The 16,538-nt window shown below is 46.0% G+C and carries 17 protein-coding genes; 14 read left to right on the top strand and 3 right to left on the bottom strand.

Annotated elements, in window-relative coordinates; all coding sequences use genetic code 11:
• Window positions 1-23: 23 nt before the first annotated feature.
• Window positions 24-1,544, top strand: coding sequence for a MocR-like pyridoxine biosynthesis transcription factor PdxR (gene pdxR / locus PAHA3_RS15405; RefSeq protein ID WP_062835486.1), 1,521 nt, complete (start codon window positions 24-26; stop codon window positions 1,542-1,544).
• An 85-nt stretch (window positions 1,545-1,629) separates the two neighbouring features.
• Window positions 1,630-1,887 (top strand): hypothetical protein, encoded by a 258-nt coding sequence (locus PAHA3_RS15400; RefSeq protein ID WP_036615016.1) that lies wholly within the window; start codon window positions 1,630-1,632, stop codon window positions 1,885-1,887.
• A 100-nt stretch (window positions 1,888-1,987) separates the two neighbouring features.
• Here PAHA3_RS15400 and PAHA3_RS15395 read toward each other — a convergent pair whose 3' ends face one another.
• Window positions 1,988-3,862: a S8 family peptidase gene (locus PAHA3_RS15395; protein ID WP_062835485.1), complete on the bottom strand. Its 1,875-nt coding sequence runs from the start codon at window positions 3,860-3,862 to the stop codon at window positions 1,988-1,990.
• Between the two features lie 283 nt (window positions 3,863-4,145).
• Here PAHA3_RS15395 and PAHA3_RS15390 point away from each other — a divergent pair, with 283 nt between their 5' ends.
• The 6 genes from PAHA3_RS15390 to thiI all read left to right on the top strand — a co-directional run bounded on the left by PAHA3_RS15390 (window position 4,146) and on the right by thiI (window position 8,994).
• Window positions 4,146-4,652: a YpuI family protein gene (locus tag PAHA3_RS15390; RefSeq protein ID WP_062835484.1), complete on the top strand. Its 507-nt coding sequence runs from the start codon at window positions 4,146-4,148 to the stop codon at window positions 4,650-4,652.
• A 165-nt stretch (window positions 4,653-4,817) separates the two neighbouring features.
• Window positions 4,818-5,036: a DUF1540 domain-containing protein gene (locus PAHA3_RS29880; protein ID WP_076211597.1), complete on the top strand. Its 219-nt coding sequence runs from the start codon at window positions 4,818-4,820 to the stop codon at window positions 5,034-5,036.
• A gap of 35 nt (window positions 5,037-5,071) precedes the next feature.
• A complete protein-coding gene (locus PAHA3_RS15380) occupies window positions 5,072-5,485 on the top strand; it encodes a hypothetical protein (RefSeq protein ID WP_062835482.1) in 414 nt (137 codons plus the stop codon).
• Between the two features lie 190 nt (window positions 5,486-5,675).
• Window positions 5,676-6,428 (top strand): lytic transglycosylase domain-containing protein, encoded by a 753-nt coding sequence (locus PAHA3_RS15375; RefSeq protein ID WP_062835481.1) that lies wholly within the window; start codon window positions 5,676-5,678, stop codon window positions 6,426-6,428.
• A gap of 170 nt (window positions 6,429-6,598) precedes the next feature.
• Window positions 6,599-7,747: a cysteine desulfurase family protein gene (locus PAHA3_RS15370; protein ID WP_062835480.1), complete on the top strand. Its 1,149-nt coding sequence runs from the start codon at window positions 6,599-6,601 to the stop codon at window positions 7,745-7,747.
• Between the two features lie 5 nt (window positions 7,748-7,752).
• Window positions 7,753-8,994, top strand: coding sequence for a tRNA uracil 4-sulfurtransferase ThiI (gene thiI, locus PAHA3_RS15365; protein WP_062836128.1), 1,242 nt, complete (start codon window positions 7,753-7,755; stop codon window positions 8,992-8,994).
• A 122-nt stretch (window positions 8,995-9,116) separates the two neighbouring features.
• On the opposite strand, the gene PAHA3_RS15360 is transcribed toward thiI, so the two are convergent.
• Entirely contained in the window at window positions 9,117-9,827 is a 711-nt protein-coding gene (locus tag PAHA3_RS15360; protein WP_062835479.1) for a TerC family protein, read from the bottom strand.
• Window positions 9,828-9,914: 87 nt separating this feature from the next.
• Here PAHA3_RS15360 and PAHA3_RS15355 point away from each other — a divergent pair, with 87 nt between their 5' ends.
• From PAHA3_RS15355 to PAHA3_RS15330, 6 genes are all read left to right on the top strand, one after another.
• Window positions 9,915-10,574, top strand: a complete 660-nt coding sequence (locus tag PAHA3_RS15355) for a TerC family protein (protein WP_062835478.1) — start codon at window positions 9,915-9,917, stop codon at window positions 10,572-10,574.
• Window positions 10,575-10,872: 298 nt separating this feature from the next.
• A complete protein-coding gene (locus tag PAHA3_RS15350; RefSeq protein ID WP_062835477.1) occupies window positions 10,873-11,367 on the top strand; it encodes a hypothetical protein in 495 nt (164 codons plus the stop codon).
• Window positions 11,368-11,543: 176 nt separating this feature from the next.
• Complete coding sequence (gene typA / locus PAHA3_RS15345; protein ID WP_062835476.1) at window positions 11,544-13,388, top strand: translational GTPase TypA; 1,845 nt, start codon at window positions 11,544-11,546, stop codon at window positions 13,386-13,388.
• 304 nt (window positions 13,389-13,692) lie between these two features.
• On the top strand, window positions 13,693-13,989 hold the full coding sequence (locus tag PAHA3_RS15340) for a YlaH-like family protein (protein ID WP_036614990.1): 297 nt from the start codon (window positions 13,693-13,695) through the stop codon (window positions 13,987-13,989).
• Window positions 13,990-14,079: 90 nt separating this feature from the next.
• Complete coding sequence (locus tag PAHA3_RS15335; RefSeq protein ID WP_062835475.1) at window positions 14,080-15,141, top strand: LCP family protein; 1,062 nt, start codon at window positions 14,080-14,082, stop codon at window positions 15,139-15,141.
• Between the two features lie 98 nt (window positions 15,142-15,239).
• Window positions 15,240-15,692: a pyridoxamine 5'-phosphate oxidase family protein gene (locus PAHA3_RS15330; protein WP_062835474.1), complete on the top strand. Its 453-nt coding sequence runs from the start codon at window positions 15,240-15,242 to the stop codon at window positions 15,690-15,692.
• A gap of 7 nt (window positions 15,693-15,699) precedes the next feature.
• On the opposite strand, the gene PAHA3_RS15325 is transcribed toward PAHA3_RS15330, so the two are convergent.
• On the bottom strand, window positions 15,700-16,395 hold the full coding sequence (locus PAHA3_RS15325; protein ID WP_062835473.1) for a YhcN/YlaJ family sporulation lipoprotein: 696 nt from the start codon (window positions 16,393-16,395) through the stop codon (window positions 15,700-15,702).
• Window positions 16,396-16,538: the final 143 nt, after the last annotated feature.

The raw sequence follows: 16,538 nt of genomic DNA, 5'->3' as shown, positions 1-16,538 counted from the left end.
CATAACAGTTGGGGGGAGCACGCATGCATATTGAATTAAAAAGGGGAAGCAGTACCAAATTGTACGTGCAAATAGCGCTAACGATTGCGGATCGCATCCGGTCAGGACTGATTGAACCCGGAACCCGACTTCCTTCTGTTCGTAAAATGACCACGGATCTGGGTGTCAGCCTGGTCACCGTATCGAAGGCCTATGCTGAACTCGAAGCGATTCAATTGATTACCTGCTCCCAGGGTAAAGGTTGTTATGTCAGAGGGGCATTACACACGGATCAGAGGGAGGATGTGGACCGAGCGCAGCGGAAAAATAGCAATAGTGAATCCAGTACGCCATGGAATTGGCAAATGGCATTGGTAGACTATTTACCGCGAGCACAGCTCTGGAGACATTTTGATACGTCACCTCAAGTACGGTATGAACTTCATATGTCAGCGATTCAGCCTGAACTGTTACCTACACGCGAGATTATTGACAGTGCCTATCGGCTTTCCTCTGATCATGCAGAGCGTATGGCGGCATATGGATCTTTTCAGGGAGATCGGGAACTCAGACAGATCTTTGCGGAACATTTTGCCGAGCGTGGCCTACAGGTGACACCTGAACGCATGTTAATTACAAGCGGTGCTCAACAGGGGATTGATCTTGTGGCACGGACTTTTGTCGGACCCGGGGATGTAGTGTATATGGAAGCGCCAAGCTATACCGGAGCCATTGATGTGTTTACAAGCAGAGGTGCAAAGATCATTACGGTTCCGATGGACGACGAAGGCATGCGTATTGATCTGTTAACCCGCTTATGTGACACTTATCCGCCCAAGCTAATCTATACAATTCCGACCTATCACAATCCGACTGGGATTACGATGAGTGCAAGAAGGCGAGCACAGCTCCTGAATCTCGCGCAAAGCTATCATTGCCTCATTCTGGAGGATGACCCATTTGCCGATCTTTATTTTCGTGATCCTCCCCCGGCTTCCATTAAATCCATGGATGGGACAGGTCATGTGGTGTATATCAAAAGCTTCAGCAAGGTGCTGTCTCCCGGTTGCCGTATAGCCTGCGCCATTGCAGACGGAAGCGTACTGACTCGGCTTGTGGCTGCGAAATCTACGGCAGATTTGGGGAGCCCACTGCTTACACAGAAGGCACTGCAATCCTTTATTCAGAATCAGTATGGGGCCTATGTATCCCGCTTGAGGGATGAATTGTATTCTCGCTTGTGTGCGGCAGCTGAGGTGCTGGAAGAGCATGCTACTGAGGGTATACACTGGCGCTTGCCAGAGGGAGGACTCAATCTGTGGCTTCAACTTCCGAGTAGTCTGGATATGCGTGAGCTGCATCATCAGTCACTTGCCGCAGGGGTCTCATTCCTGCCGGGTTCCGCCTGTTATGTGGGGGAGACGGATACTTCAAGTCTGCGCATCTGCTTCACGGTAACGAGCGTTGAGCTTTTGTGTGAAGGGCTTCGTGTTCTCTGCGGAGTCATTAACAGAGTAACACCTGGGCAGGGTGGGGCAGTGGCGGACAGGCTACCGCTCATATAATTTTTCGGAGTATGGACATACATCCAATCCACTTTCGGCCTGATGCAATAGGTTATAGTATCACCAGAAAGGGAGTTGGTTTTGAATGAACCATTACTGTCCACCGCTTTGCCCGATTGTCTGTGACCCGATCCAGGTTGTTGAGGATTACTACATCCCGCAAATCGTACCTGTAATCCACCCGATTGAAGTTATCAAAAAACATCACTGTGTTCCGATTCACCACCACATGTACCCGGTTGTTGTTAAAGAAGAAGACCCTTGCTATGTATCCAGCCATAATCCGAAGAAAAAATCCGTGAAAAAATCAAGCAAAGCCCGCACAACTTCACGCAAACGTTAATCGCAGCGGGTGCCCCGGGGAATTTGGATATAAACCAAAGAGCAGCGTACGCCCCGGGGCGCAGCTGCTTTTGTGTTTTTACAGAATTGAGTCATGACGACTACTTGGTATACTTTTTCATCGTATTATCCATTTGTTGTCTGACATGCTGGGGCCAGAACTGTAAGGGTGCGCTGTTGCCTGATGCGGCTTGCAGTGCTTTGTAGACATCGATCTGCCCATAGCCGAAATACTTATCGTGACCCGGATCACCGAGGTCAATGACACTTTGGCGCATCAGATCCATCACTTCCGTGTTCGTTAAATCCGGGTTCAAGGAACGAATCAAACCTGCAAGTGCGGCTACATGCGGGCTAGCCATGGATGTGCCAGACAAAGCTGCGTACTGATTGTCCGGATACGTACTTGCGATACTGGACCCTGGAGCCATCACATCCACATAATCCCCGTAATTGGAATAGGACGCTTTGCTCATATCCGGGTCCGTAGCAGATACGGCGAATACTTCCGGATAGGCAGCAGGATAGCCTGGACGCTCCGTATTATCGTTCCCTGTTGCTGCAATCAGCACGATATCGCGGTCAAAAGCGTATTTAATGGCATCATGAAGAAATTGTGCATCAGCATAATTCCCGAGACTCATGTTGATGACTTTAGCTCCATGATCCGCTGCCCAGATGATGCCTTCGGCAACGGCATACGTGGTTCCAGACCCCGAGTTGTCCAGCACCTTCACAGGGAGTACCTTGTTATACCAACTCATGCCTGCCACGCCTTCATTATTGTTGACAATCGCGCCGATAATGCCTGCGACGTGTGTACCATGTCCCACATCGTCCATCGGCTGGCTTCCCGGCTCGACCACATTATAGCCCTCAAGGAGCTTGCCCTTCAGGTCAGGGTGATTCATATCCACACCTGTGTCGACCACTGCAACGATAACATCTTTGTTTCCTTTGGTAATATTCCAACCTCTGTTCGTCTCAATCGCAGGCAAGTTCCACTGATAATCGGAGAACAAAATGTCGTTGGGTATCGTTACATCGGTTTGTTCAGTTACGGTGTCATTGGTTAAATACATGTAGTGGGGTTCCATATAGAGTGGATTCCATTTACTTTCGAAATAGCTATGCAATTGCTTGTAATTCATGTGTTCTGACCGAAAAACATACGTGTATCCCAGCTTACGCGCAGATTGCGCTCTTAGATCAGATTTAATGATACGCATATCCCGTTCACCGGGATCCTGCCGAAAACGGATGACAATTTCATTTTCGTAGAAATGACTGGCGTTGGCATTATCATGCCCGGTTTTCACTGTGATTTCATTCAGCGTATCCGGGTGAACAGACTCAATTTTGAACTTGCCTTCACGCGGATAAGGGATCATACGCAGATTTTTGCGCTGATGTTGTTCAACAGCATTTAAGACGTTCTGACTGAACAAGGCAATCACAGCTCTTTTGCCATCTTTCGAGGGTTGCCCCATAACAAAGTACTTTTCTTTTCCCAAAGGGAAAGAAGAGGATTCGAAGCTTTGACGTTTATTTACCGCTTTTTTGGCAAGATTCAGCGCATGGTCAAGCTTCTGTCGCTCTAGTTTGCTGCCTTGCTGGGATGCCTGATCAAATGGCTTGTTGTACGAGCCATTGGTACCCATGAGATGAATGGATCTGATATGTTCATGTGAACTTTGTAGATCATTCACATAGCGATTAACCTGTGCGGCAGTCATTGTTGAGGTTTTCTCCAACATGATATTGAGATGTTGCTTGGCATCCATGCGAGTCAGGAGATCTGTTGCTTTGACATCCTGCACTTTCAGACGCTGCTTGTTCGTGTGCTCTTCATGAGCAGAATCGGACAGGGCACTTGGCTTAGGTTCGGGACGATTGGATGTTGGAAGCAGGAGCGTGAGGGCGAGTGCTCCCGCACCAGCTGCAAGGGCCCAGTTAATCCATTTCGGTCTGGACATGGTGGATGGAACCTCCTTCGTTCATTTTGGACAATCATTAACAGTGCTTCATCGTTGTCACTGGTTATATCTATCGTTAGAAAAAGCGGATATTTTTATGCAGGCGAGTTCGAGTCTAACTGCGTATAATAGGCATGTTTAATGACAGAAACGGAAAGCATGATTAAGGGATACCGCTCGTCATCTTTTTATGGTAGGATTATAGCTGAGAATTCAAAGGTCAGGGGAAAACCACCGTTGGCCGACCTATATGTAAGGACTTATTTAAGGGGGAGCTACCTTTATGTCAGCAGCCAATGTACAGAAAACATGTGAGTCAACTAGGGAAAAGTTAAAACCGGCTATCGATCGGATTGAAAAATTTTTGAATGAAAATGCCTTGCCTGAACTGGATCAGAATCAGACGGAAGAATCAACAGCCTTCTACAAAGGATTTCTTTCAGATCTCCGTCATTTGCTCGTTTTTTCTGAAGTTTCTTACGAAAAACTTGGCGTTGTGCTGCGTCGTGCCAACTTTGATGTCGATTTTGCCGAAAAGGCTCTTTATAATACGTATCACCAATGCGTAAACAGCTTTTTCTATCCCAAAAATGAATGTTATTCCGAAGATGGAAGATACGCTTACACAGGACAAGATGCCATTCGTTTCCGTGACAAGCCAATCCGTGCAGTACGGGATGTCATTCTTGAGGTTTCCAAAACGTACGAAGAATTGCGCGATGATCTGGCATATTATGAAAGTGACTACTTGACTCAGCGCCGTATGCAAAATCAACGTAATCACGCTTAATGAACGTTTAAACCTTAATATGAAATTGGACGAAACCGCCCTTGTGGCGGTTTTTTTGTGTCTTCAGGTGAGAATCAGACAAGGCGTGATCATGTCATCATCTGGCATTTGTGCGGGGAATATCGGGTTTGTGGCGGGGAGACAATAGTGTCGAGGTGATAAAAAATGAGCCAAGACAAACCAATAGTCAAATGCAGCGTCTCCAACTGCAACTTCTGGGGAGAAAACAACTTCTGCCAAGCTGATGCCATCATGATTGACATTGACCAACATGCCACCCGTCGTCTGCATGAGGAATTTGCCGGTGAGACATTTGACTCCGATCACCATGATCATGCACGCACATCCTCTGCAACATGCTGTCACACGTTCAAACCCAAGTGAGCAGTCATCCCTATTTATAACGGAGGTGCTTCCAAATGAAAAATGAGGATAATAAGTTTAATTTTCAAGATCGTCCTAAAATCAATGTTGACGGTGAAAAACAGCGTATGCGTGTCGATTATCCCAGAAAAGCACATCGGGAAGAATACGGGGCAGAGGTCGCTCCTCCGTCTGTTGTAAGAACTGGAGGTACCGAACGGGCAGAGCCTGTACCTGAGAAGCATGAGGCTGACCGGGTCATGGAATCAACAGGTAAGGTCGCGGGTTACATGGGACTTGCCTTCGGTATCGCGTCCTTGTTCATGTGGTCAATTGTACTTGGACCAGCCGCAGCCGTACTGGGTTACTATGCTTATGTGAATGGTCGTAAGACAGCGGGAGCTTGGTCCATTGGACTGGGTATTGTAGCTACGCTGAGTTATTTTTTCATGATTCCATTCGCTCGCTAAATTGTAAAATGATTTAGTCAAAAGCCTTCTGTTCTCACCCAAATGCGGTGAATAACAGAAGGTTTCTTTCGTATATGCGCAGGTTAAGTGGGAAGATTCATATATTTTTTTGAAAACAATGGAACCTTGCTGTAAAACGATGTAGAATAAGGTCATAATACGCTTAATTATACGGGAGTGGGTATAACTCATGCAGATTGATCCAAGCGGATCGCGGCAGTTGTTGGAACTGCAATTGTCCAATGTGAATAACCAAACCAGTGAATCACAATCGGATGCTGGTTCAACAGTGGATTTCGCCAATGTGATGGACGGGCTGTTAGGTACGGGTGCCAATTCGACGAGCAATACAGATTCCACCGCTACGGTCTCCAAAAGATCCAGTGATGGCCTGTTGTGGCTGCAACTCGGAAGCACGTACAATCCGGATATAAATACGGCAGGATCGTCCTCTGTCTCCAATAACATCGTTGAGTCTTTATTATCTTCATCCAATACAGGAATTGTGGATTCCGGTGCATCTGTACCTACGGATTATGAATCTTTGATTGCAGAGGCAAGTGCCAAGTATGGTGTTCCTGAATCATTGATCAAAGCCGTTATTGACACAGAATCCAACTTCAACCCGAATATAGTGTCCTCCGCAGGTGCCAAGGGGCTTATGCAATTAATGGATGGCACGGCTGCAGGGCTGGGTGTAAGTAATTCATTTGACCCTGCCCAGAACATTGATGCGGGTACGAAGTATCTTTCCCTTCAGCTCCAGCGTTTCGGTGGAGAAGTGAAGATGGCACTTGCTGCATATAATGCAGGACCGGGTCGTGTCTCACGTCTGGGCGTGTCTAGTGATAGTGAACTGATGAGTGCACTTAATCGTCTGCCTTCAGAAACTCAGAATTATATCTCCAAAGTAGAGAAGGCACAGTTGAAATATGTGATCTAGACTTACAGAAAGACATTTGCGTTAACACATCATTGCAAGATGAGATCAAAGGTGGGAGCAGTAGCGCTTGAAACGCCTGTTCCCGGTTGGTCTTTTTGTGTTGTATGCGTATCGTGTTACAATGCTCACTGTAGGTTTATGAACGAAGAGATAAGGGAGGTCTAACCTCATTGAAATATTTTGATTATGCTGCAACGACACCTCCTCATCCTGATGTGATTCGTACGATGGCCGAAATTATGGAAACACAATTCGGAAATCCGTCTTCCATTCACGGGTATGGGGAGCGTGCCGATCAATTGTTGCGTCGTGCTCGATCCGGATGTGCTACGGCAATAGGTGTTAAGCCTGAAGAGATTGTATTTACTTCCGGTGCGACCGAGAGTAATAATCTCGCAATAAAAGGTGCGGCATTACGTTATCAGTCACGAGGCAGACACATCATAACAACGGCTACCGAGCATGCTTCGGTGTATGAAAGTTTTATGCAATTGCAGCAGTGGGGATGGGACGTGACGCTAATTCCTGTCAATTCTGATGGTGTGGTAGACGCTCGGCAGGTTGTAGACGTGATCAGACCGGATACGGTGCTTGTGAGTCTGATGCATGTAAACAATGAAACAGGTGCCATCCATCCGATTGCAGAGATCGGAAAACAGCTCAAAAAGAAAGCACCACGCGTGCTTTTCCATGTGGATGGTGTTCAGGGCTTTGGGAAAATGAAGGCTACACCTGCCGCTTGGAGTGCAGATTTGTACAGTCTGTCTGCTCACAAGATCCGTGGACCGAAGGGAGCAGGTCTCCTGTATGTGCGAAGTGGAGTGGAGCTTACGCCACTATTGTCAGGGGGGGCACAGGAGCAGGGCCTAAGAGCAGGCACAGAGAACGTGGCTTTGCTGGTAGGCATGGCAAAGGCCATGCGAATGGCCGCAGAGGATCAGGTTGACTTTGCTCGACGTACAACGGTGCTTCGTGATCGGTTGATGGAAACGATACATTCCATTCCTGAATTTGAGTTGAACAGTCGCTTAGAGGGGGCCCCTCATATTGTGCACTTCTCCTATCCTGGGATGAAGGCAGAAGTGGCGCTGCACACCTTGGAGCAACTTGGCGTAACCATATCGACCCAATCTGCCTGTTCTTCGCGTTCGGCTGAACCGAGTCGGGCTCTACTTGCGATGGGCAGAGATGCAGCTTGTGCTGGTGGGGGATTGCGTATTAGTCTTGGAGATGAACATACAGAAAAAGATGTAGCCTTGCTTGAACAGGCTCTACATCAGATGGTGGCGCAGTTGCGGCCCCTCGAAAGGCGGATGTAATGGATATGAAATATGATATGCTGCTTCTCCGTTTCGGAGAGTTTATGTTAAAAGGCAAGAATCGTGCCCGATTTGAAAAAACGATCATTACACAGGTGAAGGCTTTGCTTAAACCTTATCCAGGAGCGAGCCTTCGCAAAGAATATGGCCGTGTCTATGTGGATCTTGGCGGTGAATCACATACTGAACTGATTAAGGTGCTGAAGCGGGTCTTCGGTGTAATGTCGATTAGTCCGGTTAAAGTTACTCCATCCGAGCTAGATGAGATTGTGAAAACAGCAGTTGCGTTTATGGACGAAAGGCAAGACGAATTCAAAGAAGGCACCACATTTAAGGTAAATGTAAGGCGGGTATGGAAAGAGTTCCCGAACTCTTCCCATGAAATGAATCATCTGGTTGGTTCACCAATCCTACGGAAGTTTCAGCAATTAAGTGTTGATGTTCGTCAACCTGATATTGAACTGCGAGTGGAAATTCGGGATCAGGGTACCTATATTTTCAACGAAACCATTCCGGCAGTAGGTGGGTTTCCGCTGGGTACGAATGGAAAAGCGATGGTACTGCTGTCAGGTGGAATAGATAGTCCCGTTGCAGCGTGGTCTTCCATGCGCCGTGGACTTGAAGTGGAATGTGTGCATTTCTACAGTTACCCGTTCACAAGCGAGCGTGCCAAAGAGAAAGTCATTGATTTGGCGCGTGCCCTTGCTGATCATGCAGGAACAATCAAGCTGCATCTAGTTCCGTTTACAGAGATTCAAACGGCATTTACCCAACTGGGTCAGGATAACCTGATTATTACCTTGATGAGACGTTCAATGCTGCGAATTGCCTCCAAACTTGCCGAGCGTGAACGTGCACTGGCACTAATTACAGGAGATAGCTTGGGCCAAGTAGCGAGTCAGACGCTTCCGAGTATGAATGTCATTGGTCGTGCGACGGATCTGCCGCTGCTACGGCCATTGGTTATGATGGATAAACAGGAGATCATCACCTTGTCCAAACAGATCGGAACGTATGACATATCTATTTTGCCATATGAGGATTGCTGCACTCTCTTCGTGCCAAAGTCGCCTTCAACCAATCCAAATCTTCGGATTGTGGATAAAATTGAATCGACAATGAGCCTGTTGCCGGAATGGCTGGATCAGGCGGTAGAGCAGACAGAAACGATCACACTGCATGCCGGTGAAACTTCCATGTTATCCAATCAGGCAGGCGACAATGGCATGAAGGATGACTGGTTCTAAACTAAATAAAAATTAGCATGGCTGACATAATAAGGGCTATGTTAACTGCAAAAAAGGACTGTCCGATGAAATATCGTTCAGTCCTTTGCTGTATTCAGAAGACATTTTAAGATTAGATTTTCCTATGAGTAAGAGCGCTGCTGCTCCCCGCCAGATCCCTTGTTGCTGGAGCTACTGGAGCGTTTGCGATAACCTGCAAATACTACGCCTGCAATAACGACAACGATGAAGAGAATGCGCAATGCCGGATGTTCAGTAAAGTAAGGCAAAAGTCGCTGCTCCTCAGTGATCATATTGGAAGCTGTATACCCGAGAACGATGGCTCCGACATAGATGATCCAAGGGAAATGATTGATCAGCTTGATAAACAAGGTGCTGCCCCACACGATAATCGGTACGCTGATCAGGAGTCCGAGAATGACAAGCACAAGATGCTGCTGCGCAGCTCCGGCGACTGCAATCACGTTATCGAGTCCCATGGCTGCATCCGCGATTACAATGGTTCGAATAGCGGTCCACAGGGAAGTACCTGCCTGGATATCATTGTGTTCATCTCCCTGATCCGCCAATAATTTATAGGCAATCCAGATCAGAAGTATGCCCCCAACAAGCAAGAGCCAAGGCACCTTAAGCAGCCATAAAACAACAACCGTTGCCAAAATTCGAATCAGTAATGCGCCGCCCGTTCCGTATAGAATCGCCTTTTTCTGCACGGAAGGGTGCAAATTTCGAGCTGCAAGGCCAATGACGATGGCATTGTCTCCAGCCAGAATGAGATCAATAAAGACAACGTTCAGCAAAGCCAGCCAGAAAGTGGGACTAAATAGCTCCATGTGATATGTCACTCCTTATATACGGTTCAATCATTAAGAATAGCATGGACAACTCTGACATACAAGTTAATGTGGGGGGATGAGGACATGGATACACTATGGCTGTTAACTGAAATTTTAATGATCAATCTGGTATTGAGTGGAGATAATGCGGTTGTTATTGCGCTTGCCAGCAAGGATCTGCCACCGATACAACGTAAAAAGGCGGTATGGTGGGGGGCTTTTGGTGCGGTTGTGTTACGCTGCGTACTAACCTTCGTAGCAGTATTATTGCTGGGAATTCCGTTTATCCAGGCCGCAGGTGGGTTACTGTTACTATGGATTGCAGTGAAGCTGCTGCTTCAAAATGAGGATGAAGTACATATTCGAGAAGCATCCACGACCTGGAAAGCCATTCAAACCATTCTGATTGCCGATTTTGTAATGAGTCTGGACAATGTCTTGGCCATAGCGGCATTGGCGGATGGAGACCTGGCTCTGATCGTCATCGGAATTGCAATCAGTATCCCTATTGTCGTATGGGGGAGTGGTTTAATTGTTGGTTTGTTGAAGCGATTTCCGATTCTGGTATTCGTCGGCTCAGGCATTCTGGCCTTCACAGCAGGTGAGATGGTGATAAAAGATCCCAAGTTAGGAGAATGGCTGGGAGGAATGGCATCAGAGGTGCATACGCTGCTACCCGCAGCAATGGCTTGTCTTGTGATCGCAGTTGGAGGCGCACACAAATTTGTGCGGAAGAACGCATAGTTTAGTTTCAAGTAAAAGCTTGGACATATGGCCGTCTGAACCGTCCGGTTTAGGCGGTTTTGTGTGGAGAGAAATCTTCTTGTCAATGCAACTCCCATGGGGGGAGTCATAAGTTGCGCATTTTAGGGTAATACAGGTAAAGGACACATGCAAAGTGCGACATAAAGTATAGTTTTTTGCAGAAACATCGGATACACTAGAAGCAGGATTACAGGTTTGGAAATCAACAGTCAGAATGGAATGCATATCGTTTATTAAGAAATAAAGTACATAGCCATGGTATAAGAGGTGATTGCAGATGAGGATGAGAAATGAAAAAGCGATTGGACTATTTATTGTAGCTGCGGGAATAATTATTCTGCTTGGAAAGTTTGGTGTGTTTGGCTTCATTGGTCGTAATTTCTGGCCTTTGCTGTTCTTGCTGCCAGGCATCGCCCTTCATGCGTTATACTATGCGCGTATTTCACCATCCTGGTCACTCGTTCCTGCAGGCATACTAACGGTGTATGGTGTTTTATTCAGTATAACGAACACATGGGGTGCAGGACTTATGAGCAGGTTGTGGCCAGCATTCTTGCTGGGGATCGCCATAGGGTTACTCGAATATGGAATGGCTGAGCGTCGAAGACCGGAATATGTGTTACCTGCAGCTTTGATCCTTGGTGCGGTATCGATCATATTATTCGGATTTACCTTGCTGCAAACGGGAATAATATATGTACTTGCTGTCCTTTTGATCTTGGGCGGAGTCTGGTTATTGCTTGGACGAGGACGTCAAGGGAGAGGCTGGTAACATTCCCAGTGGTCTTTTCGTGCGAAATATCTTGATTTTTACCTATAATAAACTATAATATAAGGGATATAGACATGCGTCGGGATATCACCGACGCTTATTTTGTGAGTAACCTGCGAAATTGCGGGAAGTTTAGTAGATAAGAATTGAAATTGGAAAGGATATGGATACAAACCATGCATTCAAGAGAACACATTCGCAATATTGCGATTATTGCCCACGTCGACCACGGGAAAACTACGCTCGTCGACAAGTTGCTCCAGCAATCCGGTACTTTCCGTGATCACGAAACGGTACAGGAGCGCGCAATGGACTCCAACGATTTGGAGCGTGAACGCGGTATTACGATTTTGGCCAAAAACACGGCTATAACTTATAAAGATTATCTGATCAACATTGTGGATACACCAGGACACGCCGACTTCGGTGGTGAAGTGGAACGTATCATGAAAATGGTTGACGGCGTATTGCTCGTTGTTGATGCATATGAAGGCTGTATGCCACAAACGAAGTTTGTACTTCGTAAAGCTCTGGAGCACAATCTGACACCAATCGTTGTTGTAAACAAAATTGACCGTCCAGCGGCTCGTCCGACTGAGGTTATTGATGAAGTACTGGACCTGTTCATTGAACTGGGTGCCAACGATGAACAACTTGAATTCCCTGTTGTATATGCTTCCGCATTGAACGGAACATCCAGCATGGATAATGATCCTGCAAAACAGGACGACAACATGATGGCGATCTACGATACGATCGTTAGTCATATCCCTCACCCAACAGAGAATGTTGAAGAGCCACTTCAATTCCTCGTTACTTTGATGGACTACAATGAATACCTTGGCCGTATTGCCATTGGTCGTGTTAACCGCGGTGTGATCCGTCAAGGACAATCGGTTACGGTTATTATGCGTGATGGTAAGAGCAAAACTGCACGTATCGAAAAACTGTTTGGTTTCCAAGGTCTCAAGCGTGTTGAGACAGAAGAAGCAGGAGCAGGCGACATCGTTGCGATTGCAGGAATCAAGGACATCAACATTGGTGAAACCATCGCTGATCCGAACAATCCCGAAGCGCTTCCAGTATTGAAAATTGATGAGCCTACACTGCAAATGACGTTCCTCGTGAACAACAGTCCTTTCGCAGGTCGTGAAGGTAAATGGGTAACTTCCCGTAAACTTCGTGAGCGTTTGTTGAAAGAATTGGAAACAGACGTTTCCCTTCGTGTTGATGAAACGGAAAGCCCTGATGCATTTATCGTTTCCGGTCGTGGTGAGCTTCACTTGGGTATCCTGATTGAAAATATGCGTCGTGAAGGATATGAGCTTCAAGTATCCAAGCCAGAAGTTATCATTAAAGAAGTTGACGGTAAGAAAATGGAACCTGTTGAGCGCTTGTTGATTGATATCCCTGAAGAGAGCATGGGTTCCGTAATGGAGAGCCTGGGTGCACGTAAAGCAGAGATGGTTAACATGGTTAACACAGGTAGTGGTCAAGTTCGTCTGGAGTTCCTGATTCCAGCACGTGGTTTGATCGGTTATAGCACAAACTTCCTGACATTGACTCGTGGTTACGGTGTAATGAACCATGCATTTGACAGCTACGCTCCAGTAGTATCCGGTCAAGTGGGTGGACGTCACCAAGGTGTACTGATCTCTACTGAAACGGGTACATCTACGTTCTATGGCATGATGGGCGTTGAGGATCGCGGTACGCTCTTCTTGGAGCCGGGTACTGAGATCTACGAAGGTATGATTGTTGGTGAACATACACGTGACAATGATATTGTTGTTAACATCTGCAAAGAAAAACAACTGACTAACGTTCGTTCTTCTGGTAAAGATGATACGGTTAAAATTAAAACTCCGATTATCTTCTCGTTGGAACAGGCGCTTGAATATCTGAATGAAGATGAATATTGTGAGATTACACCAAAATCTATTCGTCTTCGTAAGAAGATTCTGAACAAATCCGAGCGTGAACGTGCAGAAAAACAACGCAAAATGGCTTCTAAAGCCTAATAACAACAAAATAATTTATATAAGTTAGCATTTGATGGAACACATTTGCACCATCGGCGTTGATTACAACCCACTAAAGTAGTGGAGGATACGGAATCGATTCTGTAGGAGCGAAGCGTTCGCCTTTATCCCCGGATTTTACCATTGAAAAATGAATCAAAAAAATCTGGGGATAACAGCGACCAAAAGAACGATCCGAATCCGAAACGGTCACATGCAGAGCTTTGTAATTAATGTTGTTGGTGGTGCTCCATCAACTAGTTAACTTATATCCTAGCATGATAACGAAAGGAGCTGGCTGTGCATGCAAGCATGGTTCGCATCACACCCGATCGTAGCCTACATCGTCATCTTTGTATTGATTACTTACGTATATAACAAGGTGTTTCGGGTACGTCAGAAATTACCGCTTGGTAAGGAAATCGTTCTCTATATATTGATGGCGATGGGCACATTCATGCTTCTTATTTTTCAAATCGACAAGCTTCCCATCATTCAATGTTTGTTGGTAGCGGTTGGTTTGATGTTATTAGTGAGAGTGCGTTATTTTATTGAAGGTCGTCAAAAGAAAAAAGCGGAAGCTGCCGCTCGAAACTCATAAATCTTGTCTTGTACAGACCATCCGTTTTCCTTAGGGAAAGCGGTTGTCTTTTATTTAGACAAAAACAGATGTGATAAAGGTGTTGAAGATATGAACTCGAATTCGAACGGACTGCCTCCACGGAGACAGGCACCGACGCAATCCGGCGCTTCTGGATCGAAGAATGGCAAGGGCAAGAAGCCTAAGAAGAAAAAGAGAATGAATGCTTTTGGCAGAATCTTTTTAAGTCTATTGGTTATTGCTATTGTGGTAGGCGGCGGATATGCATATTGGGTATACAATCAAGTCGTGGATACAGGCATCGACAAACCGGTACCTCCGGGGATGTCAGCCACAACGAAACCAATCACGATGCTGTTGCTTGGAACAGATAACCGTCCGGAAACCGGCACATATCTCTCGGATGTGGTTATGGTAGCTTCGTTGAATCCGCAGACCAAGACGGCAACCATTGTATCATTGCCCCGAGACACGCGTATTCAATTGGATGGCTACAAATCCAACAAGCTAAACTCCTATTATCCAAGGTTCAAAGCACAGGAAAAGACCTCTGGCAAAAATGCAGAGGATCAGATGAAAGAAATGATGGGCAAGTATTTGGATGTAGATATTAATTATACAACCGTCCTGAATTTCCAAGCATTCCGTGATGCTGTCAATGCCGTAGGTGGCGTGGATGTAACTGTGGATAAAAATATGTGTTACAGAGATACAGCCGACGGTACCGATATCAATCTGGTCGCTGGCCCACAACATCTCGATGGTAAAGCGGCACTGGATTTTGTTCGTTACCGCAAATCCAATTGTAATCCAAAGACTGCTGAATCCAACGACTTTGATCGTAATAAACGCCAAAACCAAGTGTTGAACTCCATGCTGGATCAGATGAAATCTCTTGGGGGCATTACGAAGATTAGCAAAGTGATTGGTGCAGTTGACGATAACATGACGACAGATGTGGAATCGGAACAAATGAAAAACTTTATCTCGACGTATTGGAACATTTCTACTTCGGATGTACATTATACTCCGGTTACCGGAGAGTGGAGAAGTCCATATGTGTATATTAATGAGACTGAACTCGCCAATGCGAAGCAGGCTTTGCAAGATACACTTTCAGGTAAAGTAACGTCTTCACCTTCAGCCGAATAACCTCCATTCTTTTGGGATTGGAAGCACGTTAATTGGTATGCTATAATAACATAAACCAAGTTTAAGAATTGCATAAAGAAGGTTAGGGGGCTGGTTGAATGTCCGAAGCCGTCACACAATTAACTGAATCTCTTTTACAGCAATTCAAGAATGAGACCTTTGTGCTTCTGAGCACAGTGGATGTAGAATCTGGAGGTCCGACTTCAACAGCCATCTCCTGGATTTATGCGGAGAATGCTTCTACTTTTCGTGTAGCGATCGATCATCGTTCACGCTTAGTAAACAACATGATTACGAATCCGCTCATTACAATTACTATTTTTGGAGAAGAGACAGTGTACGCAGTGAATGGACGTGCCGCGGTACGACAAGATCCGCTGCAGGATGTTCCATTTAATATGTGCTGTTTCGACATTACAATTGAAGCGGTGAGGAATGCTCTGTTTTACGGCGCTCAACTGTCTTCTGTGCCTCAATATGTCAAAATATATGATCAGCGTGCTGCTGAGAAATTAGATGAGCAGGTTTTTGCTGCCATGAAAAAAGCCTAGTGAGAGATCACTGGGCTTTTTGTTGTCTTTTGTCCGATGAATGCAGCTGCTGCATTTGTTGTTCTTGATTTTCAGATTCATCCGGATTTTGACGGACTTTGACGTCCTTCGGGAGTTGGGGAATAATGCGTCCCACCATGTCAGCGAGTTCTGAAGCAAAACCGGATATCGGATGTCCTTGACGAATATGTTCACCTATTTCTTTAATTCGTTCAGTGACATCGGCATCTGCAGTAACGATGGAATCTACACCTTCGGGGTCTTTGCGAAGCGCTTCGGCAACAGAGTACTTAATGGTACCTACCCGAGCACGTTCCAATTCACCATCTACATCAATGCCAACTACAGCTGTATTACCGAGTATGACGCAGTTCGCATCTTCAACACCTTCTACTTGCTTGGCAAGGGCTTTAAGGTGATTAATCCGTTTTTCATTTGGCATCCGGCCACTTTCTGCATCATCTGAAATGTTGGTATCATGAACTTCACCTGTATTCTCATTGAGACGGTCCAGACGTGAAGGGTTCATCCGATCTTCCTGTGCATTGAGCATGTGAGATCCTTTCCTTTGATCTTGCTGAGTTGTTACATTTCCTCCGTAACCTTTCGCATGTGTACCCTGATTCGGCGAAGCGTTGCGTGTGGAAGTGTTGCAACCTGTAAGTATAAAGATCAGAAGCAGCGTGCATACCCATATTTTCATAAATGTTCATCCTTTCTTGGAGTTTTTCAGAATGGTTGACAATTATTTTGCCCTAGTCGAATACATTTATGTATGGGATCATGATTGTCCATGCCGCTGCTGAAAGATCACACTATCCATGCCTTTAACGACGCCGCTTTGGA

Source organism: Paenibacillus amylolyticus (genome assembly GCF_001570725.1).
Lineage (GTDB): Bacteria > Bacillota > Bacilli > Paenibacillales > Paenibacillaceae > Paenibacillus > Paenibacillus amylolyticus_A.
Note: the sequence above shows the minus strand (reverse complement) of the source record. Positions and strands in the feature narration are given on the sequence as shown.